The sequence below is a fragment of the Natrinema sp. H-ect4 genome (assembly GCF_041894845.1).
In the GTDB taxonomy this organism is placed as follows: domain Archaea; phylum Halobacteriota; class Halobacteria; order Halobacteriales; family Natrialbaceae; genus Natrinema.
In genome coordinates, this window is sequence record NZ_JBHDYC010000020.1 from 1 (window position 1) to 20732 (window position 20732).

Genomic DNA, 20732 nt, shown 5'->3' on the forward strand with positions numbered 1-20732 from the left:
TTGCACCCATAGATGTTTGTTCAGTCAACAGTGACTGTCGAACGCGCTGAAACGGAATCCGCGTCGATTGCACGCCCGTCGAGTGAGACCGATGTCGACTACACCGATCGTTCGGCGGGGAGCAACCGCTGGAGGCGGAAATATTTCACTGCTGTCGCTTCACGTAGCGACTCCGTCGTCGGTACCAACGGGTCGCCCGACCGACCGTCGGCAGACGGCCGGCTGCGCAGACGACCGCGAATGACAGGGGTGAGCGTGGACGGCGCTACTGGGGTGGGCCGGGCGGACGACGGCGTCCGTCGTCGGACCGACCCGTCCGTTCGCGTGGATCGAATCGGAGATCGCCTCGTCAGTTCGGCCACCGTCTCCGAGCGCCCGTACTCGAGCGACCGTCGTTGCCAACATGCTCGCTCGTTTCCAGCGCTCTGTTCGTCGTTTGAGGGATCTGTATCCCAGCGCGCCCGATCTCCGTGGAAGCCGTCCACGAACGACTACAAAAACGTTATCAAACATGTTTAGTGAGTTATAGTATTGGGCGGACGACCATCCGTCACCGATAGCCGGTTCACCTCGCGTCGGCGGTTGGAACGTTCCGAACCGCTGGTTCACGGCCCGGTCCGCGGACCAGTTCGGTTACAACTCCGGCTGAATCGTGACGCGATGCTCTCCGGGTACGAACTCACCGAAGTATCAACTATCCGGCCGGCCCGCGATCAGCGGTCGGTAAGCATAGTGAGGGTGTGCTACTTTATATGCAACTGTTGTAAGATCAACATCCGATCGCATCTGGTGGGATCAACGAGTCAAAGAATGAAACAGGAACATATCGATGCAGGCAAGGCGATACAGAAACGAACCGGGAAGACGTTCTATCTCGCGACGCGGTTCCTCCCCAAGCGGGTTCGACACGCTACGCACGTCCTCTACGCGTTCTTCCGGATCGCCGACGAAGTCGTCGACGACGCCGACGGGGTCCCGCCGGAAACGCAGCGCGCTCGGCTCGAGGAACTTCGTGCACAGGCCCTCGGCGAGCGAGAGCCCGACGATCCCGTGCTCGAGGCCTTCCAGGAACTCCGAGCGGAGTACGGCATCGCCGACGATGAGATCGACGCGTTTGTCGACGCGATGGCGACCGACATCGAGACGGAGCGCTACGAGACCTACGACGACCTCGAGTCCTACATGCGGGGCTCGGCCGCGGCGGTCGGCGTGATGATGACCGCGATCATGGAGTCCGAGGACGAAGCGGTCGCGCTCCCCCACGCGATCAAACTCGGCGAAGCCTTTCAGTTGACGAACTTTCTGCGCGACGTCCGCGAGGACGTCCTCGAACGGGATCGGATCTACGTTCCACAGGAGACGCTCCGGGAACACGGCGTCGACGCCGCCCAGATCGAGCACCTCGAGTTCTCCGACTCGTTCGCGGCGGCGATGGCCGCCGAACTCCAGCGGACGGAGGAGCTTTACCGCGAGGGCGTCGCCGGCATTCGATATCTCCCAGAGGACTGTCAGCTTCCGGTGTTGCTGGCGGCGGTTCTCTACGCGGAACACCACGCCGTCATCCGAGCCCAGGGATACGACGTGCTCTCGCAGGAGCCATCGCTGTCCACGACTCGAAAGCTGTGGTGTCTCGCGAAGACGCGGTGGCACTGGCACTGGAACCGCGATCCTGAGGCGGTGTTCCAGCGCGTGTCGGCGGTGCCGTCGGGCGAACCGGACCACCGCGGCTCCGAACACGGGGATACCGTCCCGATGCGCTGAGTGCTATAGTAGTCACTGAACGTCACTGTCCACCTGATCGCATGATCGCGATGCGATCAGCGTGTAAATCGTTTCAGTGACTACTATATTTCGAACCGCCCCGATATGGGGGCGCTCGGTTCGGGTACCGGATGTCCTTCGTTCGCGTTCGGCCGCCGACCGGTGCTCGCCAGCCATCGACGCGGGCCGACGCACAGCCCGAACGACCACGATCGCACTCGGCACCCGTTTCGCTCGCGAGGGCCGCGTTCGACTCGCGAGACGACCGCGGCGCTACTCGGCCGCGTCGCCGTTTGCCAGCACGGCCGTTTCGGCCACGATGAACTTCGCTAGCTTTCGTTTCGAGTGTTCCGTGAAGAGGTGGTCCTCGAGCTGTTGGCTCGCGTCGGGCGGTTCGCGACAGACCGGACATTCGACCGGCTCCTTCGTCGCCATGCTAGTGGTACTCCTCCCGAGCGCAAAAGGTACCGGCCGGAATTTCCCGCCGTCGGTATCGGTCCGCTCACCGCTCGCGATCGATGCACGGCACTACCGTCGGTCTCGAACCCCCGGGAGCGCCGCTCGAACCGTCTCCAGGTCGTAGCGATCGGTCCGGAGGAGCACGAGACAGAACAGGCCGGCGACGCCGACGGGCAACCACTGGCCGTAGAGCGCGTTGATCGTTCCCCATAGCACGAGGAAACTCACCAGATCGTCCAGCGCGAATTCGCAGGCACGGACGCGCTCGAGCACGGCCGTGCGATCGAACGCGAGATCGACGAGGACGACGGCGACGGCCCCCGAGAGGAGCCAGCCGCGGTAGTTCGAGGCCGGAACGCCGTAGTAGTCCCCCGGCGGGACGTACGTCCAGAACCCGATGGCGACGGCCGCGGGATCGAGCACCAGATCGATGGCGAGGACCGCAGCGATCGCCGCGAGAACGCGCGGGACGACTCGAACGGCGCGCTCGCCGAGCGCCAGTATCGCGAGCAAGAACGCGTTCAGCACGAGCGGGACGAAAAACAGCGGCAGCGCGAGTGGCACCTCGCCGCCCACCATCGGCCCGAGCCGAATCCCGTACTCGAAGGTCCCGTAGGGCCAGCCCGTCCGTACACCGACGATTTCGATCGCGTACGTGTACGCCGTCAGGACGCCGAGGAGGGCAAGCGCCCGGCGGTCGATTTCGGGGAGCAGGGTCACGACCAGCGGCGAGCGCATGACGAGCGTTCCGAACAGGATCAGGAAGGGGTTGTAGGACAGGAGCGGCGGGAGGAGCCCCTCGGCGCTCGCGACGAGGGTCACCGCGCCGACGGCCGGGAAGACGACCGCGATGGTGAACCGATTCTCGCGGATGAGGTCCTCGAGCCGTCGCTGGACGGACGCTCGCGTCATCCCGTCGGTGCCGGCACTGTCGGTGGAACGCGGCCTCGAGTCGGGATCGGCGTCGTCTGGAGAACGCGGCCTCGAGTCCGGATCGGCATTCGTCTCCGGGCCCGAACTCCGTTCCGGTCCCGAACTCGCGTGTGAGTTCGACGGCGAGCGGTTCGGGTCCTCGCTACCCATACAGCAGCCTCCAAAGGCCGCCCATCGTCAGGAGCGCGCCGACGACGGTGTTGATCGCCGGGAACCACCAGTAGGCGCGTTCGACGGCGACGCTCGCGGTCGCGATCGCGACGACGAGCGCGGGATAGACGAGCATGAGCGCGCCCAGCCGCACGTCGAGCGCGCCGAAGGCGGCCGCGCTCGCAACCCAGCACGCGCCGCAGTACGCGTAGGTGCGACGCTCGCCGAGCACCGTCGCGGTCGTTCGGATCCCCGTCTCGCGGTCAGGCTCGATGTCGGGGATCGCCGAGAACGTGTGCATCCCCATCGCCCACAGCCAGCCGCCGGCGATCGCGAGAAGGGGCGGTTGCGCGCCGGCGACGGCGGCGTAGGCGGCGGCCCCCGGTGTGACGTAGAGCCCGTTCGAAACCGAATCGAGCGGCGGGGTCGTCTTCAGCCTGACTGGCGGGGCGCTGTAGGCCGCGCCGAGAACGAGAAAGGCGATCAGCCACGGCAGCGCGGCCGTCCCGACCAGCGGTACGAACAGCACGGGAAGGGCCGCACAGAGCCCGACGGCGAGGGGAACGTATCCCTGTCCCCGATAGCGTGCCTCTCGGTCCTCCTTTTTCGGGTTGGCCGCGTCGATCTCCCGGTCATAGACGTCGTTGATCCCGTAGAGGAAGACGTTCGCTGGCAGGAGGAAGTAGGCGAACAGCACGATCGCCGCGGGCGCAAACAGTTCGCCGACATCGTCCGCGGCGTAGGCTATCCCCACGAGCACCGGGCCCGCCAGATACAGCCAGAACCGCGGCCGCGAGAGCGTCAGCAGGTACGACAGCCGGTCGCTCGCGTTCCGCTCGTCCGCGGCCGTCGGTTCCGGACTCATCGGTGGCGTCTCGAGGGGTTGTCGCGGTCGGTCGACTCCGTCATCCGTGATCCTCGAGCACTTTCTCGGCGGTCAGTTCGCCGCTGATAAGACACATCGGCACGCCGATTCCGGGCGTGGTGTCGCCGCCCACGAAGTAGAGGCCGTCGACCTCCTTGGAGCGGTGTGGCGGCCGAAAGAGGGAGGTCTGGCGGAGCGTGTGGGCCAGTCCCAGCGCCGTCCCCTCGTAGCTGTTGTACCGGCTCGCGAAGTCGTCGATCGCGAACCGTTCCTCGAGGACGATCCGGTCGCGCAGGTCGGTTCCCGTGTTCGAAGCGATGTCGGCGAGGATCACGTCGCGATACCGGTCGCGGATTCCGGGCGTGTCCTCGAGGCCGGGCGCGATCGGGACGAGGACGAACAGGGCGCTGTGGCCCTCGGGCGCGACGTCGTCGTCGGTCTCCGATGGAACGCAGCAATAGTAGGCGGGGTCGTCGGGCCACTGCGGATCCTCGAAGATCTGATCGAAGTGGTCCTCCCAATCGGTCGGCAGCACGAGCGTGTGATGGGCGAGTTCGTCGACGTCGCCCTCGACGCCGAGATAGAGCAAGAACGCGGACGGGGCGTACGTCCGTTCGTCCCAGTACTCTGCGTCGTAGCCGCGGCGCTCGGGTGTGAGCAACTCCTGTTCGGTGTGGGCGTAGTCGGCGTTGCTCACGACCAGATCCGCCTGTACCGGTCCCGCTTTGGTTTCGACCTCGAACCCGCCCGTGCGGCCCTTGATCTCCGTGGCGGGGCGGTCGGTATCGTACTCGACGCCGAGTTCGGCTCCCAGTTCCGCGACGCCGTCGATGACCGCGCCGATCCCGCCATCGGGGTACCAGACGCCGAGGTTAAAATCGACGTGGCTCATCAGGTTGTACAGCGCGGGCGTGTTGGTCGGCGAACCGCCCAGAAACACCAGCGTGTACTGCATGATCTGCTGAAGCTTCGGATGATCGAAGTAGTCCTCGACGTGGCCCTGCATCGACCCCAAAAGCGAGAGGCCGCGGGCCTGCCGAGCCACGTCGGGATCGATGTAGTCCCGTAGTCGCTCGCGGTCCTCGTAGACGAAGTGTTCCATCCCCACCTCGTAGTTCTCTTTGGACTTCTCGAGGTAGCGCTCTAGGGTCTCGCCCGCGCCCGCCTCGTACTCCTCGAAGACGGCCTTCGTTCGCTCGAGGTCCGGCGTGACGTCCACCCGATCGCCATCCTTGAAGAAGATTCGGTAATGTGGGTCGAGATGCGAGAGTTCGTAATAGTCGCTGGGCGTCCGGCCGAACTCGGCGAAAAAACGCTCGAAGACATCCGGCATCAGATACCACGAGGGCCCCATATCGAATCGGAAGCCATCTTTCTCGAGTCGGCTCGCGCGGCCGCCGAGCTGTTCGTTCTTCTCGATGACGCGCACGTCGGCACCCGCGTCGGCGAGGTAACAGGCCGTCGAGAGCCCACCGATGCCGCCCCCGATCACGACGACCGACTCACCGGCCAGCGATTCCATATCCGGACGTGAGTATGGGGCCGATGTTAAACGTATATCATACCTATGTAGGGAATCGGGACGTTCGCTCGAGGCGAAACTCCGGGTTACGGTGAAAACACGTCGCCGTCTCATAGACTGTCGGCTGACCGAATTGCGACTCGAGCGGCCCTAGAAGCCGCCGAACGCCATCAGGAACAGTGCCGTGGCGATAATCGCGAACAGAGCGCCGACACCCTTCTTGATCGTCCCCGTATCCAGCGCGGCTGAAACGTAGGGGGCGATTTGGCCGCCGGTCGCGGTGGCCGGACAGGTCCAGATGACCATGTTCCACGGCGTCGACGCCAGGTTCATCGTGTGGCCGCCGGGGACCAGCCCGCCGCCGAAGACGTGGACGACGGAGGCGAGGATGGCCGTCGAGGCGACGACGATGTGGTTCGTACCGATGGCGATTCGAACGGGGACGTTCGTCCGGAGCATCGAGATAATTCCCAGTTCGCCGATACCAAAGCCCGCGAGTCCCTGGAAGATGCCGCCGACGCTGTAGTTGGCGAATCGCTCGAGGTAGCCACTCCGCGAGTACTCGTAGCCGTTTCCGTCGCGGTCGGCGCGGGTTACGGTACCGTTCTCGGCGGTCCGGACGCCGGCGACGCCGGGTTTGGCCGCGTCGTTTGGCATGCCGCCGTCCGCCGCCATCGTCGAATCCTCCGACGCGTCCGACTCCCCGTGGCTGAGGTCTGTTTTGAACAGCAGATACGCCGCCGCGAGGAGCGCAAGCGCGAGCAATGCGTGGAACAGGGGCTCCGGAATCACGAACGAGAGGAGCGCGCCGGTGACGACGAACGGAATTCCCCCGAGAACGAGGCTGAGCGCCAGCCGTCGGTCGACTAACCCGTGCTGGATGAACGCGAGCGACGAACTCGAGAGTCCGAACGACTCGCTGAGCAGCCCGATTTTCACCAGCGTCTCGGGCTCGAGGGGGTACGCGAACAGCGGGAAGACGAAGATGAGGAAGGGGACGAACAGTGCGGAGCCACTGATCCCGACGGTGTTGACGATGGTCGCACCGATGACGAACGGGATACAGAGCACCAGTACTCCAGCCAGTAGCCAGTCCCGCCACTACCGGACGTTGGTGCGAAGAAGTACACCCCGAGGACGAACGGCAGTGGTGCGATGAAGACGATGTCACTGAACCGTGAGCGCTGCGTTTGGAAGTGAAGAATAAGAGTATTCCGTCTATCGCCACCCTGTGAACCGTTCGTGTGGGTGAGGCGCACAATGGCGGTGACTGAGAGTGATCCTCGCCTGTCGTCCGACTGGTCGAAACGTCCTCAATATTTATCACGCACCCCATGGTATGTGATAACATAATGGGTTTTTCAGAGGGGCCCCACGAACCGGGTGTGCAGTCCGCGGGAGAGGACAGCGGCGACGCGACCGACCCCACCCCGACGGAGAAACTCGTCGCGACTGCACTCGAGTCACTCCGGATACACTGCCAGAGTTGGCCGGATCGCTACGTCGAGATGCGCGTCGACGCGCGGACCGACCGTCGAGAGTAGCGATCGCTCACAGAGCGTTCCGGTCAGCCCGATAGCGTCACGTTTCCGGCGACAGGACAGCGCTGACGCGGGCGGGAGTGAATACTGTCAGGATCGGCGTCTCACGCCTCCGAGGTTCTCGGTACGAGAGTGCAACCGCTACGGACGAACTGTCGGTGCGGAGAAATCTAGTTGAAAGCGGAACCGATACCGGGGTTCAATCGATGTGGCCTTCGCGACGCAGTTGATCTGCGTCCTGACCAGTGTAGCGCCACTCGATCGTGGCCTTCTCGTCTTGCCAGTCCCATGGCTCGGCGACGACGATGTCGTCTGGCTCGATCCAGGTACGGTATTTCATGCGCCCGGGAATGCGGCCGAGACGCTCTTCGCCGTCCTCACAGCGGAGGCGAACGTGATTGCCACCGAGGTGTTCGGTTACGACGGCGAATACTTCATCGCTGTTGGGCATACGGAGGTTCCGTCGCCCGGAGTCTTCTGACACAGTCTGATTACGTGCGGCAGACTTTTAAATACTTGGAGAGGCGTGGTAGCGAATGTCGCGTGAATAGATGGCAATATGTTCGTACTCGTGCCAGAAGAATGGGCGAATTCACCCGCTCGAGCGGTCCCGGTCTGCGCTCCGGCTAGAGTTCGCGGTCCGAATCCGGATTCTCGAGGTCCCACAGCACTTCCGGTAAGAAGGCCTCGAGGTTGTCGATAACACTCCGGTCGCTGACGTTCAACCCCTCGCAGTGTTCGTGGGCCGAATCCCGGATATCGACGTGGAGGTCGCCATCCTCGAGCCAGACGCCCAGCGGGAAGACCGAACACCGAGTGGGTTTCCAGTCTTCCTCGAGGTGTAGCGAGCAGAGGCCGTCCTCCCGCAAAAAGGCGCAGGCGTGGCCGTCCTCGGCGACGTGGTCGTCGCGGTCTTTCGCCTCGCGCGTGACGAACTTCTCGCCGCGAAACTCCGTCGTGGTCTCGGCGAGGTTCGCCCGCTGGGCCAGCTCGAGGAGGTCCCGATCGTAGAGGAGCACGCCGTGGTGGCAACACCACGTGCAGTCGTCGACGCACTCGAACGTAAGGGTGGGGTCGAACTCGACGACGACCTCGCGGTCGGGATACACCTCGACGCGTCGCGTAGCGTCAGCGCTCACGTGTCGGTGGTGGGCGGTCGCCGTGAAGTGCCTTTCTACCGATCGCCTTCTGGGAGTGAGAACCGGAATTCACCGCGACGACGCTGAGCGTCACACTCGATATAGTAACCACTGAAACGATTCACACACTGATCGGACAGCTGTCGGTCGATCAGGCGTGCAATGACTTGCAGTGGCTACTATAGCTGTTCGATCGGGGTGTCGTCGCAGGTCCACATTCGGTTCGACGCGCGAAGCGTCACCTACTCGAGCGGCAGCATTTCCCGCTCGCTCGAGTCGACGACCGTGTTTCGCAGCGTGCCGACGCCGTCGTAGGTGATCTCGACGGTATCGCCGGGTTCGACAAGGCCAGGATTCGCGGGGCTGCCGAACGAAATTACGTCACCGGGACGGAGGGTGAACCGCCGCGAGAGGAAGGCAATAATCTCGTACGGATCGAACAGCATCCGTTCCGTGTTGGCTTCCTGTCGACGCTCGCCGGCCACGTCGGTGTGCATGTCGATGTCTGTCGGGTCGACGGCGGTTTCGATCCACGGACCGAGCGGACCGGAGGCGTCGAACGCTTTCCGGGCCGGTAGGTTCTCCTGGTCGAGCGCGTCCATATCGTTCAGAATCGTGTAGCCGCGGACGACCTCGGGGACCTCGTCTTCCGAGAGGTTCCGACAGGGGTCGTCGATGACGGCCGCAAGCTCGCCGGCATAGGTCACTTCGTCGCTGAAACCGGGATAGGGTATCGGATCCTCGTGGCCGACGAGCGACGCGGGCGGCTTGATGAAGAAGGTGGGTTCGTCGGGCCGCTCGTACGCCATCTGATCGAGGGTCGCCGCGTAGTTCCGGCCGACGCAGTACAGTGCCGAGGGTTCACAAGGCGGCAGGAAGGCCGCTTCCGTGTCGACCTCGTAGACGCCGTCGTCGGTGTGAACGACGCCGTCCTCGTATCGTCCGGCAACCGGTCCGTCGTCGGTTGCGATCCGCGCGTATTTCATGCCCGGCGCTCTCGGGCCAGAGAGATTAGTGCTACCGGTTCGACCTGACAGGGCCGAGTCAGCCGGATCGCTCGAGGTCGGCACTGACCGTCGGCCGTCGGTAGCATCTCGAGCGCCAGTCGCTCACTCCTCGAGTCGCAGGTACGTTCGGCTCCCACGGTGCTCGAGCGAGACGTCGTCGGTTTCGACGTTCGTGCGGACGTACTCGTCGATCCCCGCGGCGTGCAGGTCGGTGACGTCGATCCGTTGGTGCTGTTGCGTCGCTCGGTTCGTGTGGTCGACGGTCGAGCGTCGGTCGCGTCGGTCGCTCCCCTCGTCGGAATCGATCCGTTCGTCGGCTCCTTCAATGATCAGTGACATACGTTTCAGTTGGAGTGATAGTACGTCAAACCGATCCGTCCGGAGTGAAAGTGAAAGTACGGGACGGAGTCCCGGTCGGTGAAACGGGACTATGATGGGGGTCACAGCAGCAGTCACTGCTGACCTGCCGGTCGAGCGCTCGCTATCCGAGCGTCTTGAGTTCGACGCGGTGTGAGCAGTCGCCGGTCTCGAGCGTGACCGTCTCGACGATCGCCTCACGCGCTCGCTCCTGCCACGCCGCGACGGCCTCGGCGTGGCGCTCGCGGAGCCGGTCGGTCTCCTCCGAATCAGTGACCTCGTCCGGGTCGTCGTCCGCGTCAGCGTCCGCGTTCGCGCGTGTCGACTCGAGGTCGGGATACTCGGCGAGGATATCGTCTTCGATGATCTCGGCGGGCGAGAGATGAACTGCGCCGGTCAGTTCGGTATCGTCGACGCGGTAGACGTGGATTCGGGCCCGCATTCGGCCGTGAAACGGCGGCGTTACGCGAAGGACGGCCTCGCCCGGATTCTCCCGGCTGTAGGCGTAGGCGTCGACGGCGTCGTTCGGCGAGACCGCGATCGATCGGATCGCCGACGGGTCGTCGTCTTCGACTGACGGATCGTCGTCCTCCACCATTGACAGCGGATTGCACGCGCGGCCGGTTAACTGCCGGGATTCGAACGGTGTGACGTCCGTGAACGGAACGGTGGGTTATTGATGTGATTGTCGGAGACGAGGCGTCCTGCTATCGTGGCAACAGGGAATCGCCACGCCCTCCCCAACCGATTCATTCGCGCCTCGCGGCGCTCACTCATCCCTCGCGCAATGTCCTCGACCGTCCTCACTCTCGTTCGGCCGGTCGACAGCGCGCGCCACCGCCTGTCGATAGGTTGGATCGGAGTGATACGTGGATCACTGGATCTCGAGCAGCCGTGGTAACCTGTAGAACCCGTTCGATAGAAGCCGTCGAGTGAGGCGGTCCGAGCCTCGAGTCACTCCGTCGAAACGCGATCGTCGTCGGTTACCGGCTCGAGTCCCGGTCGAAAGACCTCGGCGCGATCGTCCGTCGAAACGCCGTACGCCGCGTTCGCGACCGATTCCGGGAGAGAGACATCGCTGTCCGTGTAGTGAACGCGCAGCGACGCCCGAATCGCGTCTCGAACGCACGCACGCGTGGCCGCGCCGACCTCGGTGCCGCTGCCCGAAAACGCCGCCGGCGATCCCGACGGATCGTGGCCGACGATGACCGCGTCCGTCGTCGTGCCCGGAAAGCCGGTTTCGGCGAGCAGCGTCGCGGCCTTCGCTTCCGCGGCGACCGCGATCAGATTCGCCAGCGCACCCGGCGCGAGGGCTCGCGTCGTCCCGACGATGACGTTGACGGTTCCTCGTCCCTGCTCGAGCGCCGATTCGTCCGTCGCCGGCCCGTCGAGATCGTTCGCGTCGGCGGGATCGGGCTCCATCGGCAGCGCGGCCGGATTCGATATTCCGGCGGTCGCGTAGGCCGTCACCGGACCTCGGCGAGCGCCGCGAGCGTCCGCGATGTCGACGCCGGTCAGCAGGGCCGGTCCGGCCGCGTCTGCGGCGGTCGGTTCGAATCCCGCACGCTCGAGGCGCTCGTCGACGTACGTCCCGAGATCGGTTCGCTCCCAGCCTTCGGGGACGGAGATGTTGTACGCACAGTCCGCCGTACAGCGGCCCCCGTTCCAGCCGGTCGAGAGCCACTCGGTCTCTGGTCTACCGACCCGAAGGACGCCGTCTCGTCGGATCGCGTCGTAGTCCGTGTCCGTTGCAGTCATCGATCGGTTTCGCGGTCGTCGTCTTCGTAATCGCGAACGCCGAGCGCCGCCAGCAGTCGGTCGTTCGCCGCGCGGTCTTTGACCGCGACCCGGACGTGGGAGTCGAGCGCGCGGAAGGTCGTCGCGTCGCGGATCGTCACGCCGGCCGCTCGCGCGTCGTCGATCACGGTCGATACGTCCCGATCCCCCACGTCACAGAGGAGGTATGGAGCAACCGATTCATGGACCTCGAACCGTTGCTCGAGCGCCTCGCGCATCCGTTCGCGCTCGCCGGCAACGCGTTCGCGCGTGTCGCGAACGAACTCGTCCCGCCGCAGGCAGTGCGCACCGACTCGAGCGGCCGGCGTCCCGAGCGACCACGTTCGACGGGCGGTCGCGAGCGCGTCCCGCTGCTCGCCGCTCGCGACGGCGAAACCGGCGCGCAGCCCCGGCAGGCCGAACAGTTTGGTGAGCGAGCGGGCGACAATGATGTTCTCCCGCTCGAGTTCGGCCGCCGACCGCCGGTCGGTGAAGCCGAGGAACGCCTCGTCGACGAGCAAGGTTGTGCCGGTATCCGCACAGCGGGCCGCGAACGCCTCGAGCGCGGCCGAATCGATTGCATCCCCAGTGGGATTGTTCGGGGTACAGATCACCGCGAGCGCAGACGCCTCGAGTACGGTCGGCCCGATCTCGCACAGCTCATCGTAGCGAACGAACCGCGGTGTCGCTCCCTGTAACTCGACTTCGCGGGCGTACTCGCCGAAGCTCGGATAGGGAACTAGCGCCTCGTCGCCCGGTTCGAGCGTGGCTTCCATCGCCAGCCGGATCGCGGCGAGTCCGCCCGGTGTGGGGATCACTCGGTCCGGATCGCAGCCGATGAACGCCGCCGCGGCGGCCCGGAACTCCGGATAGTCGTCGTCCGGATAGCGACGGGACTCCTCGAGCGCGCCAGCGTATACGTCCGCGACGCCGTCGGGAGTATGCGGGTTCGTGTTGGCCGAGAAATCCAGCAGGTCGCGGTCGGATTCGCCGCCGTGAGGGACCCGCTCCCCGGTTCGGATCGAATCAGGGTCCACGGGCACCCTCTTTGGCTCCGTCACTGCCTTCGTCGTTTTCGGCACCCGATTCACCGCCGTCGTTCTCGATCCCCAGCCGAGCACAGACCGCCTCGAGACGGTCTCTCACCTCCCCCATCCGGGCCTCGGGGACGAGCGAGAGCGCGCCGCCCATCGCGACGCCTTCCTTGGCCTCGCCGGCACAGTAGCGCGTCATCGCAACGTGATCGCGCTCGTCGAAGCCGGGATCGGTGACGGTCACCTCGCAGGCGAAGCGCTCGCAGGCGTCCGTCAGTCGGTCTCCCTGTTCGTCGGCCACGAAGGAAGTGGTCGCGATCGATAGCGGCGCGTCGATCCCGGCGTGGCGCAACACGGCCGCGACGGCTATCATCTGGGTCCCGCCGGCCAGCGTCACGTTGGTGCCGGCCTCGAGTGCGCCGGCCGCGATCCCGGTCACCGTCGGTTGGACGGGATCCCCCACGGCTTCGATCGCCTCGAGGGGCGCACCGTCGCAGTCGCCCGGCTCGAGGTCGCTTGCAGCCAGTGCCTCGTCGACGACTCGACGCTTGCGCTCGATCGGGTTCTCGGGCAGCGAGGAGGAGACGCCGGCGGGTTCGCCGAGCGCAGTGAGAACCCCGAGCGCGGTTGTCGTCCCGCCGGGGACCGTCTCGCCGATCACGAGCCGGTCGTCCGGCAGGCTCGCGCCGTAGTCGTACGCGCGATCGAAGGTCGCTTTCGCGTCCGGCACGGCCACCGATTCGCGGATATCGTCGCCGGGGCCCACGTCGAGGTCGATCGTCGGCGCGGCCGTCGACTGCGTGAGTCCCGCGTCGATCACCGACACGTCGAAGCCGATCACTTCCCGAACCGCCCGGGTCACGGCGGCGGGCGTCGGACAGCCGTTCGGACTTACGGGCGTCACCGGCGACATAACCGGTTCCCCGTACTCGAGGATCTCGACGTCCGCCGAGGGCGTGTGCTCCATCAGCTCCGGGGCGGCCCCGGCGGCGCTAATGCCGTCGATCAGGGCCGTCTCGGTCGTCCCGGCAGGGAGAAGGAGCCGCATCGTTAGCGTCCCTCCGCGGATCGGCGCTGCAACCGGTCGGCCGCGACGCGGGCGTCTTGGAGTCGATTCACGTTCACCGCCAGTCGTGGATCGTAGCGTACGTCTGTCATAGTCGTGGATTCGTCCATGGTGCCGACGACGTTGACCCCGGTCGGCACGAGGTGGTCGTCGGGCTCGAGTCGTGCGTCGATACTGACCCCGAGGCGCCGTTTGAGCGCCGCGGGAACGCAGACGGTTCGCGAGGCGTCGCTGTCGCCGTGCGCCGCGAGCACCTGGTCGACGACCGGCCCCTCGAGCAGCGGTAGGTCCGCGGCGACGGTCAGAACCGGCGGCGCGAGTTCGGGCCGCTCGAGGAGGGCCATCAGGTCAGTCACGTAGCCGTCGCCGGCCGTCTCGATCGTCGCGACACCGTCGCGGTCCTCGAGGTGAGTCCGCGTCTCCGGTGCCTTCGGCGAGACGGCGGCGTAGATCGTCTCGATCTCGCTCTCCCGGAGTCCGGCCAGCACGCGATCGACCATCGCCGTTCCGTCGATCGGGTGCAACGGCTTCTCGTGGGGACTCTCGAGGCGGGTTCCCTTCCCGCCACACATCACGACAGCGTCCACGCGATCACCCCCAGGTGGACGCCCGCGACGCGACCGATCTCGTTGGCCGCGCCGAAGATATCGCCGTTGATTCCCCCGAGGTGCCGGTCGGCCCAGTACCAGGGGAGCGCGATCCCGGCGACGGCACCGGTGAGCGCGATCGCGACGGGGAGCGGCCGGCCCAGAGCGGCCCCGATACCGGTGGCCGCTGCGAGGGCGACCGCTGCGGGCAGCAGAAACGACCCGGGCGTGGCCGCGTCAGTGAACCGCTTGCCCATCCCGTCGGCCGCCGCGCGGCCGAAACAGGCCATCGCGGCCATCCCGAGTTTCGTTCCGACTTCCGCACCGATCGCGACGCCGATCGCCGCGCGGATGGAGAGACCAGCCAGTCCGAGCCCAGCGAGCGCCAGCGCGGCGACGGTGATCGCGACCGCCAGTAGCGCGCCGACGCCTGTCGTCGTGTCCTTCAGCACCTCGCGTCGTCGCTCCGCGTCGCCGTGGACGACCAGCGCGTCGCCCAGATCGGCGATGCCGTCGAGATGGTGGATCCCCGTCACGGCGTACACCGACAGCAGGTATCCCAGCGCGACGGTCGGCGCTGCGAGTGTGCCCGCAGCAAGTAGCGGGATCGCCGCCAGCGCACCCGCCACGAGACCGGCGATCGGAAACGCCGCCGGCGTCGCCCGGAACGCGTCCCAGTCGCCGTCGCGGTAGCCGATCGGGAGCCGCGTCAGAAACCCGAGCGCGCCGCGAACGGCACCGATCCAGCGGCCGGTCACCGCCATTTCGCGCTCACCTCCGCGATCCGTCGCAGGATCGAGTCGCTATCCGGCCCGCCAATCACCGCGAGTATGAGTTCGCCGACCGACCCGCGAGTCGACTCGAGCCCGGAGAATTCCGAAACGATCACCGCGAGCACGACCGCGACGACAACGGCGACGACGGCCGCCCGGCCGACGACGGTGACGGCTCGCTCGCCGTCCGCCAGCGTCGGGAGGTCGGCGTCGGGGTTGAGAGCGTAGACGCCCGGTTTCTCGAGCCGAACGGAGAGTGCGCAGGCCAGCGTCGCCATCGGCCAGCCGGAGTTCGGCGACGGTGGGACCCGCGCCCACTGTCGGGCGCGACCGAGCGCGAGTGGGTCGGCCGCGGCAACGCCGATCGTGCCGGCCGCGAGGCGGGCGGGTAGGTACATGACGAGGTCGTCGAGCCGCGCGCTTCCGGTGCCGATCGGCTTCGAGGGGTAGCCGAGCATCGAATCCAGCGTGTTGACGCCCTTGACCCACGCGGCGACCGCCGCGGCGGCCGGGAGCGACACCGGCGCGAGTACCGCGAAGGGGAGGAGGGTCGCGACGAGCCCGTCCGCGAGGTTCTCGGCCGCGCTCTCGACGGCCGCACTCCGAAGCTCGCCGGCCGAGAGGGTCGACGTGTCCCGGCCGACCAGTCCCCTGACCCGCTCGCGAGCCGTCTCGAGGTCGCTCTCGGTCGCCGCGACGACGTCCTGGGTGAGCTCGAGCAGCGAGCGCAGGCTGGTCGTCAGGAAGAGGACGAGCGCGGCGGCGACCCCGCCGGCCGTTGGATGGAACGTCGTCGCAGCGAGGACGATACCGCCGGCGATACCGGCGGGGACGAGGGGAGCGAGGACGGCGAGCGCGATGCCGGCATACCGCTGGCCGCGCTCGGTCTCGCTCCACTCCCGGTCGAGCGCATCCACGAGCCGGCCGAACCAGGCCACCGGATGGGCGGCGGTCGGCGGCTCGCCGAGCAGGAGATCGAGGCTGAACGCCAGCCCGATGACCGAAAGCGTCGTCAGCACGTCGCGGTCCCCTCCATGCTGCCAGGGGAATGTGACCGCTCAGTCATGACTGCTGCATTCGGCGACCGTCGCCAGTCGCGCCGGCACGTCCGCGAGCGATCGCTCCTCGAGCACCAGCGCCGTTCCGCCGACGGCCTCGATCCCGCCGTCGGCCTCCGGATCGTCGCCAACGTGGATCAGATCCGCGGGGGCGACGTCGAGTTCGTCGGCCGTCAGTTCGAAGATTTCCGGGGCGGGCTTGCGCCAGCCACAGCCGACGCTCGTCACGATCGCGTCGAAATCGTCGCGCTCGAAGTCGGATCTGACGAGCGTCCGACCGACCAACTCCGGGACGCTGCAGTTCGAACAGATCGCCACCGGCCCCCGCTCACGGGCGGCGTCGACCGCCTCGAGCGCTCCCGGTTTGGTCTCGACGGTCGGATCGAACGCCGCGACGACGGCTCGTCGGGCGGCGTTGTGCTCGTAGTCGACGCCGCAACTCGCGAGCGCGCGGGAGACGTGGGCCGGCAGCGGTACCTCCGCACCGTCTGGCGCATCGACGTGTGGTTCCGCATAGGCGTCGGCCCAGTCGTCGGGTACCGTCACGTCCCGCTTGGCGAGTTCGGTCGCCACGGCTGCGGCCGGATCGTCTGGCCGGTCGGCGGTCACGAGCGTCCCGAAAAGGTCGAACGATACTCCCATAGAACTGTGACTAGAACAAGCTGACTTCAATTCCTCGATCCGACGGTGCGGGTCGGCGCGTCGCACAGTAGACCGCTCGAGCCGAACGAGCGTGGACTCGAATCCGGCTCATACGGACTGCTGTCAGTCAGTTCCGGTGCGACCGCAGGCCGTCTCGCGGTCGCACCGGTACATCGTTACAGCAGACCGTATCAGTCGAGTCGGGCGAATGCGAGGTTGCCGGAGATGTTCTTGATGTAGATCTCCACGACGTCGCCCTCTTCGGCACCGGGGACGAAGATCGTGTAGCTCCCCTTCTCCGCGACTCCGTCGCCCTTGCGGCCCGTCCCGGTGATTTCGACCGTGTAGGTCTGCCCCTCCTCGACGGCGTCTTGTTGTTGTTGCTGCTGGCTGCTGGTCGAGCGCTTGGTGACCGGTCGGAACGCACCGCAGGCGTCACAGCGCAACATCGGCGTTCGGTCCTCGCGGACGAGGCGCGTGTCCGGCAGGCCACACTCCGAACAGAGGACGTACTCGTCGACGTAGGCGTCGATCGCTGCGCTGAGGTCCGTCTGCGAGAAGGTGCCGTTGTACCGGCCGCGGCCGTTCTCGAGTTTGCCGCTGGTCCCCAGTTCCCGCTGGATGAACCGGTGGAGATGCTCCGTGTCCCGCGAGAGCACGTCGGCGATCTCGTCGAGATTCGTGACGCGCGTAAACGCACCGTCCTTCTGGGGCTGCGGATCGGGGATCTGTAGCCGCTCTTCGTCGCCCCCGATATCGGGGACGTCCTCCATCGCTCGGTCGAGACTCGCTTCGTAATCCATACGCGAGAACAGGTGTTGGGAACGTAAATCCGTTCTGCTATCACGATCCGCCCGGTGGCTCGGCGATCTCGTAACTACTGAAAGTCATTGCACACCCGATCGCACGTCGACTCTGCGATCGGGGTATGAATCGTTTCAGTGACTACAATATAGTAACTACTGAAAGTAACTGCACACCTGATCGCATGATGGTGTTGCGATCAGTATGTAAATCGTTTCAGTGGCTACTATAGTGGGACGGGATCGATGCAGTGGGACCTCGCTGACTCAGTATGTGCTGCCGCCGCTTTCGCTGAGCTACCCCTGTTTCTCCTCGTCCAGTTCGTCGAGATCACGCTCGGCGTTGGCCTCGTTGGGGCTCCCGGCCTCGCCGGTGAGCTCGCCGTAGGCCGCCTCGCGCACCGCCTCGGGAGAGTCGTACTGTTCGTCGGCCAACCGGTCGAAGACGCTGCCCAGCGATTCCGTCTCGTTGGGCATGTCGATCGGCTGGTCGGCGTACTCCGAGGCGAGCTCCTCGCTGGTCACCGGATACTCCATCTCACCGAGATGGCGTTCGACGTCCTCGAGGATCGATTCCGTGTGGTCGGCCCGCTCGGATTTGCGTTGTTCGGCGCGATCCTGCGCGCGGTCTCGGTTAGGGCTCTCGTCGCTCATCGATGGAGGTATCGCGACCCGTCGGAAAAGCGGCCGGCCGGCGCTCGCGGGTTCGTCAGGGGAATCAACTCACAGTGTCGGCTCGATCGCACTGTATCCGAAGAGTACACGTTGGTGCGGTCGTCGCCGTGTCGATGTGGGAGTTCTCTCAACCCCGCATAAATATGACGAGTTCCCGATATAACGCTACGCCCGCCGTGGCACGTGATTCTTCCAGAAGAACATACGATTCCGCCGGTTTTACGGCATCGATCGCTTCCGAACGACGACCGTCCGAACACGGAACGTAAATATGATTTCATGAACGAAACAGTACCATGCCCGGAGAGCCCCAACCGGACGACATCGACTGGGATTTCAAAGATCGGGACATTAAGATCCTTCGAGAGTTAGCGTCCGACCCGCAGATCACGAGTCGCGAGCTCGCGGACCTCCTCGAGGAGAAATACGATATCGATATCTCGAACGTCACGGTGAGTGAAACGATCCGGAAGATGCGGGAGTCGCGGATCTTTCACGAAGCCATCCTCCCGAACGAGGAGTTTTACAATTTCGCGCTGTTCGAGTTCAAATTCTTCCCGTGGGGATTCAGCGACAACTGGAAAGAGGCGATGGAGTACATCATCGATGACGAACACACCATGATGTACTTCATTTCGAACGGGGAGTATCAGTGGAAGACGATCATGATGTTCAGAACGCGCGAGGCGGAGTCGAAATGGATCCACGACTTTTACCGCGAGTACGGCGACGTCGTCCTGAACGTTCGTAACTCCGTCGCACACAACATGTTGAAGTTCAGAACCGATCCGAAGATCTTCGAACTGCTCGACGAATCGTGAACGGGGTCAGCTGGTGTCACTGGTCAGCCAGCGCTGGATCGCGAGGCCGACGACTGGGACGACCATCGTGATCACGAGCACGAGCGTCGCGAGCACGTTCACCTTCGGCGTGATCGTCGTTCGCACCATCGAGTAGATGACGACCGGTACCGTGGTCGTTTCCCGCTGCACCCAGAACTGCGAGGCGGTGAACTCGCCAAAGGAGATGACGAACGAGAGCACCATCGCCGTGATGATCGCGGGCGCGATCTGTGGAAGCGTGATCTCTCGGAACGTCACCAGCCGATCCGCGCCGAGGGTCATCGCCGCGTCCTCGAGCGTTTCGTCGAAGAGATAGAGGCGACTGCGGACGATCAGGAACGCGTAGGGCAACGCGAGCAGCGTGTGCATGACGATCAGCCACCAGATGCTCCGATCCAGTCCGATCTCGGTGAAGAAGCTCGTCGCCGCGACGCCGACGATCACGGGCGGGACGATCATCGGGGTCAGGAGCGCGATCGAGAGCGCCTTTTTCATGGGAAACGGCTTCCGGACGAATCCCATGGCGGTGAGCGTGCCGATCGCGCCCGCCAGTATCGCGGCGGCGATTCCGACCTGCGTGCTCACCCAGACGGCGCTGAGGAACATCTCGTCTCTGAAGAACTCGACGTACCACTCCAGCGTCAGCCCCTCCGGCGGGAAGGTCGCGATCCGTTGCGAGCTGAAGGAGTTGACGACGACGACGACGAGCGGGAGGATCATGCTGAGGTAGACCAGCGCCGAGACGAGTTTGATCCCATGCCAGTTCCAGTTCGTTTCAACGTCGGAGACGTACTCGCGAATGCTCATAGCTGGGTTCCCTCGAGTGCTTCCTCGATATCCGCTTTTCTACTGAACAGGTAGAGTATACCCACGATCAGCGCCACGTAGACGAGCGACAGCGTCGCCGCGAACGGCCAGTTGAAGTCCTGGCTGAACACGGTCTCGATGACGGGTGCGATCAGTCGGTCGCCGGTCCCGCCGAGAAGCTGGGGTGCCAGATACGATCCCGCCGAGAGGATGAACGTGAACAGGATGCCCGAGACGATGCCGGGCCAGGAGAGGGGAAACGTCACCTCCCGGAACGCCCGAGCATCGCTCGCACCCAGGGTCTTCGCTGCCTGGATGATTTCCTCGTCGATCGTGCTGACGATCGAGTACACTGGCAGTACCATGAACGGCAGGATGCTCACCGACAGGCCGAGAATCATCCCGTGGGTCGTATAGAGTATCTCGACCGGTTGGCTAACGACGCCGAGCCACAGCAGGAAGTCGTTGACGATCCCCTGTCGGCCCAGGATCGGGATCCACGCGTAGGTACGGATCACGAGCGGGACCCAGAACTGGACGACGACGAGTCCCAACAGGATCGGCGTCCAGCGACTTTTGGACCGACCCAGGAAGTATCCGAGCGTGTACCCGAACGGTAACACGATCAGCGTCGTCACGACGCCGATCAGCAGCGATCGACCGATCACGCGCTGATAGACGGTTCCGTTGACGAAGCGCCGGTAGTTCTCGAGCGTCGGTTCGTAAATGATAGTCCCGAACTCGCCGGCCCGGAAGAAACTGAACGTGACGATGACCGTCAACGGCAGGAACAGGAACAACAGCACCCACAGCAGTCCTGATCCCGGGGAGAGCAGGTAGCCGAACCGCTCGCTCTCCATCAGTCGCTGTCGGATCGATTCGATTCGATCGGGTGTCTCTGCCGTCGTCGATGTGGTTTCGCTGCTCATTGGGTC

At 65.1% G+C, this 20732-nt stretch carries 24 protein-coding genes and 1 pseudogene; 3 read left to right on the forward strand and 22 right to left on the reverse strand.

Features of this window, described 5'->3' with window-relative positions; all coding sequences use genetic code 11:
- Nucleotides 1–159 precede the first annotated feature (159 nt).
- Nucleotides 160–405, reverse strand: coding sequence for a hypothetical protein (locus ACEWFR_RS19940; protein WP_374062693.1), 246 nt, complete (start codon nt 403–405; stop codon nt 160–162).
- Between the two features lie 405 nt (nt 406–810).
- On the opposite strand from ACEWFR_RS19940, the gene ACEWFR_RS19945 reads away from it, so the two are divergent.
- The gene (locus ACEWFR_RS19945) at nt 811–1761 is read left to right on the forward strand and encodes a phytoene/squalene synthase family protein (RefSeq protein WP_374062694.1); all 951 of its coding nucleotides are present in this window, start codon (nt 811–813) and stop codon (nt 1759–1761) included.
- Nucleotides 1762–2034: 273 nt separating this feature from the next.
- Here ACEWFR_RS19945 and ACEWFR_RS19950 read toward each other — a convergent pair whose 3' ends face one another.
- The 5 genes and pseudogenes from ACEWFR_RS19950 to ACEWFR_RS19970 form a co-directional block, all read right to left on the reverse strand.
- A complete protein-coding gene (locus tag ACEWFR_RS19950; RefSeq protein ID WP_176548183.1) occupies nt 2035–2196 on the reverse strand; it encodes a hypothetical protein in 162 nt (53 codons plus the stop codon).
- A gap of 93 nt (nt 2197–2289) precedes the next feature.
- Nucleotides 2290–3303: a bisanhydrobacterioruberin hydratase gene (gene cruF / locus ACEWFR_RS19955; protein WP_374062695.1), complete on the reverse strand. Its 1014-nt coding sequence runs from the start codon at nt 3301–3303 to the stop codon at nt 2290–2292.
- Entirely contained in the window at nt 3296–4168 is an 873-nt protein-coding gene (locus ACEWFR_RS19960) for a prenyltransferase (RefSeq protein WP_374062696.1), read from the reverse strand. Before ACEWFR_RS19960 ends, cruF begins: the two co-directional genes overlap by 8 nt.
- Nucleotides 4169–4208: 40 nt before the next feature.
- Nucleotides 4209–5690, reverse strand: a complete 1482-nt coding sequence (locus tag ACEWFR_RS19965; protein ID WP_374062697.1) for a phytoene desaturase family protein — start codon at nt 5688–5690, stop codon at nt 4209–4211.
- A gap of 150 nt (nt 5691–5840) precedes the next feature.
- Nucleotides 5841–6895 (reverse strand): annotated as a pseudogene (locus tag ACEWFR_RS19970) (TSUP family transporter).
- Between the two features lie 147 nt (nt 6896–7042).
- Here ACEWFR_RS19970 and ACEWFR_RS19975 point away from each other — a divergent pair.
- Nucleotides 7043–7234 (forward strand): hypothetical protein, encoded by a 192-nt coding sequence (locus tag ACEWFR_RS19975; protein WP_098725928.1) that lies wholly within the window; start codon nt 7043–7045, stop codon nt 7232–7234.
- 196 nt (nt 7235–7430) lie between these two features.
- Here ACEWFR_RS19975 and ACEWFR_RS19980 read toward each other — a convergent pair whose 3' ends face one another.
- From ACEWFR_RS19980 to ACEWFR_RS20045, 14 genes are all read right to left on the reverse strand, one after another.
- Nucleotides 7431–7715 (reverse strand): translation initiation factor eIF-1A, encoded by a 285-nt coding sequence (locus ACEWFR_RS19980; RefSeq protein WP_098725929.1) that lies wholly within the window; start codon nt 7713–7715, stop codon nt 7431–7433.
- Between the two features lie 142 nt (nt 7716–7857).
- Entirely contained in the window at nt 7858–8370 is a 513-nt protein-coding gene (locus ACEWFR_RS19985; protein WP_374062698.1) for a YkgJ family cysteine cluster protein, read from the reverse strand.
- A gap of 242 nt (nt 8371–8612) precedes the next feature.
- The gene (locus tag ACEWFR_RS19990) at nt 8613–9356 is read right to left on the reverse strand and encodes a fumarylacetoacetate hydrolase family protein (RefSeq protein ID WP_374062699.1); all 744 of its coding nucleotides are present in this window, start codon (nt 9354–9356) and stop codon (nt 8613–8615) included.
- A gap of 123 nt (nt 9357–9479) precedes the next feature.
- Nucleotides 9480–9716, reverse strand: coding sequence for a hypothetical protein (locus tag ACEWFR_RS19995; protein WP_374062700.1), 237 nt, complete (start codon nt 9714–9716; stop codon nt 9480–9482).
- 142 nt (nt 9717–9858) lie between these two features.
- Nucleotides 9859–10332 (reverse strand): hypothetical protein, encoded by a 474-nt coding sequence (locus tag ACEWFR_RS20000; protein ID WP_374062701.1) that lies wholly within the window; start codon nt 10330–10332, stop codon nt 9859–9861.
- 356 nt (nt 10333–10688) lie between these two features.
- A complete protein-coding gene (locus tag ACEWFR_RS20005) occupies nt 10689–11492 on the reverse strand; it encodes an adenosylcobinamide amidohydrolase (RefSeq protein ID WP_374062702.1) in 804 nt (267 codons plus the stop codon).
- Nucleotides 11489–12547, reverse strand: coding sequence for a histidinol-phosphate transaminase (locus ACEWFR_RS20010; protein ID WP_374062703.1), 1059 nt, complete (start codon nt 12545–12547; stop codon nt 11489–11491). Before ACEWFR_RS20010 ends, ACEWFR_RS20005 begins: the two co-directional genes overlap by 4 nt.
- Nucleotides 12537–13592 carry a nicotinate mononucleotide-dependent phosphoribosyltransferase CobT gene (gene cobT / locus ACEWFR_RS20015; protein ID WP_374062704.1) on the reverse strand — a complete coding sequence of 352 codons (1056 nt, stop codon included), beginning with the start codon at nt 13590–13592 and terminating at the stop codon, nt 12537–12539. The genes ACEWFR_RS20010 and cobT overlap by 11 nt, the downstream gene beginning before the upstream one ends.
- A gap of 2 nt (nt 13593–13594) precedes the next feature.
- Nucleotides 13595–14182, reverse strand: a complete 588-nt coding sequence (locus ACEWFR_RS20020; RefSeq protein WP_374062749.1) for an NTP transferase domain-containing protein — start codon at nt 14180–14182, stop codon at nt 13595–13597.
- Entirely contained in the window at nt 14182–14961 is a 780-nt protein-coding gene (cobS, locus tag ACEWFR_RS20025) for an adenosylcobinamide-GDP ribazoletransferase (protein WP_374062705.1), read from the reverse strand. Before cobS ends, ACEWFR_RS20020 begins: the two co-directional genes overlap by 1 nt.
- The gene (gene cbiB / locus ACEWFR_RS20030) at nt 14952–15989 is read right to left on the reverse strand and encodes an adenosylcobinamide-phosphate synthase CbiB (RefSeq protein WP_374062706.1); all 1038 of its coding nucleotides are present in this window, start codon (nt 15987–15989) and stop codon (nt 14952–14954) included. Before cbiB ends, cobS begins: the two co-directional genes overlap by 10 nt.
- Nucleotides 15990–16028: 39 nt before the next feature.
- Nucleotides 16029–16670, reverse strand: a complete 642-nt coding sequence (locus ACEWFR_RS20035; RefSeq protein WP_374062707.1) for an HAD family hydrolase — start codon at nt 16668–16670, stop codon at nt 16029–16031.
- 191 nt (nt 16671–16861) lie between these two features.
- A complete protein-coding gene (locus ACEWFR_RS20040; RefSeq protein WP_180842191.1) occupies nt 16862–17473 on the reverse strand; it encodes a translation initiation factor IF-2 subunit beta in 612 nt (203 codons plus the stop codon).
- A gap of 297 nt (nt 17474–17770) precedes the next feature.
- A complete protein-coding gene (locus ACEWFR_RS20045; RefSeq protein ID WP_374062708.1) occupies nt 17771–18127 on the reverse strand; it encodes a hypothetical protein in 357 nt (118 codons plus the stop codon).
- A 317-nt stretch (nt 18128–18444) separates the two neighbouring features.
- Here ACEWFR_RS20045 and ACEWFR_RS20050 point away from each other — a divergent pair, with 317 nt between their 5' ends.
- Nucleotides 18445–18969: a winged helix-turn-helix domain-containing protein gene (locus ACEWFR_RS20050; protein ID WP_098725942.1), complete on the forward strand. Its 525-nt coding sequence runs from the start codon at nt 18445–18447 to the stop codon at nt 18967–18969.
- 6 nt (nt 18970–18975) lie between these two features.
- Here ACEWFR_RS20050 and ACEWFR_RS20055 read toward each other — a convergent pair whose 3' ends face one another.
- Nucleotides 18976–19797, reverse strand: a complete 822-nt coding sequence (locus ACEWFR_RS20055) for an ABC transporter permease (protein WP_374062710.1) — start codon at nt 19795–19797, stop codon at nt 18976–18978.
- Nucleotides 19794–20726: an ABC transporter permease gene (locus ACEWFR_RS20060; RefSeq protein ID WP_374062712.1), complete on the reverse strand. Its 933-nt coding sequence runs from the start codon at nt 20724–20726 to the stop codon at nt 19794–19796. The genes ACEWFR_RS20055 and ACEWFR_RS20060 overlap by 4 nt, the downstream gene beginning before the upstream one ends.
- Nucleotides 20727–20732 lie beyond the last annotated feature (6 nt).

Coding starts and splice junctions, on each gene's coding strand:
- cobS (WP_374062705.1), bottom strand. CDS start 14,961: ATGGCGGTGACCGGCCGCTGGATCGGTGCCGTTCGCGGCGCGCTCGGG.
- ACEWFR_RS20045 (WP_374062708.1), bottom strand. CDS start 18,127: ATGAGCGACGAGAGCCCTAACCGAGACCGCGCGCAGGATCGCGCCGAA.
- ACEWFR_RS20000 (WP_374062701.1), bottom strand. CDS start 10,332: ATGGTGGAGGACGACGATCCGTCAGTCGAAGACGACGACCCGTCGGCG.
- ACEWFR_RS20035 (WP_374062707.1), bottom strand. CDS start 16,670: ATGGGAGTATCGTTCGACCTTTTCGGGACGCTCGTGACCGCCGACCGG.
- ACEWFR_RS19975 (WP_098725928.1), top strand. CDS start 7,043: ATGGGTTTTTCAGAGGGGCCCCACGAACCGGGTGTGCAGTCCGCGGGA.
- ACEWFR_RS19960 (WP_374062696.1), bottom strand. CDS start 4,168: ATGAGTCCGGAACCGACGGCCGCGGACGAGCGGAACGCGAGCGACCGG.
- ACEWFR_RS19995 (WP_374062700.1), bottom strand. CDS start 9,716: ATGTCACTGATCATTGAAGGAGCCGACGAACGGATCGATTCCGACGAG.
- ACEWFR_RS19940 (WP_374062693.1), bottom strand. CDS start 405: ATGTTGGCAACGACGGTCGCTCGAGTACGGGCGCTCGGAGACGGTGGC.
- ACEWFR_RS19990 (WP_374062699.1), bottom strand. CDS start 9,356: ATGAAATACGCGCGGATCGCAACCGACGACGGACCGGTTGCCGGACGA.
- ACEWFR_RS19945 (WP_374062694.1), top strand. CDS start 811: ATGAAACAGGAACATATCGATGCAGGCAAGGCGATACAGAAACGAACC.
- ACEWFR_RS20055 (WP_374062710.1), bottom strand. CDS start 19,797: ATGAGCATTCGCGAGTACGTCTCCGACGTTGAAACGAACTGGAACTGG.
- ACEWFR_RS20050 (WP_098725942.1), top strand. CDS start 18,445: ATGCCCGGAGAGCCCCAACCGGACGACATCGACTGGGATTTCAAAGAT.
- ACEWFR_RS20060 (WP_374062712.1), bottom strand. CDS start 20,726: ATGAGCAGCGAAACCACATCGACGACGGCAGAGACACCCGATCGAATC.
- ACEWFR_RS20005 (WP_374062702.1), bottom strand. CDS start 11,492: ATGACTGCAACGGACACGGACTACGACGCGATCCGACGAGACGGCGTC.
- ACEWFR_RS20040 (WP_180842191.1), bottom strand. CDS start 17,473: ATGGATTACGAAGCGAGTCTCGACCGAGCGATGGAGGACGTCCCCGAT.
- cobT (WP_374062704.1), bottom strand. CDS start 13,592: ATGCGGCTCCTTCTCCCTGCCGGGACGACCGAGACGGCCCTGATCGAC.
- ACEWFR_RS19950 (WP_176548183.1), bottom strand. CDS start 2,196: ATGGCGACGAAGGAGCCGGTCGAATGTCCGGTCTGTCGCGAACCGCCC.
- cruF (WP_374062695.1), bottom strand. CDS start 3,303: ATGGGTAGCGAGGACCCGAACCGCTCGCCGTCGAACTCACACGCGAGT.
- ACEWFR_RS20020 (WP_374062749.1), bottom strand. CDS start 14,182: ATGTGTGGCGGGAAGGGAACCCGCCTCGAGAGTCCCCACGAGAAGCCG.
- ACEWFR_RS19965 (WP_374062697.1), bottom strand. CDS start 5,690: ATGGAATCGCTGGCCGGTGAGTCGGTCGTCGTGATCGGGGGCGGCATC.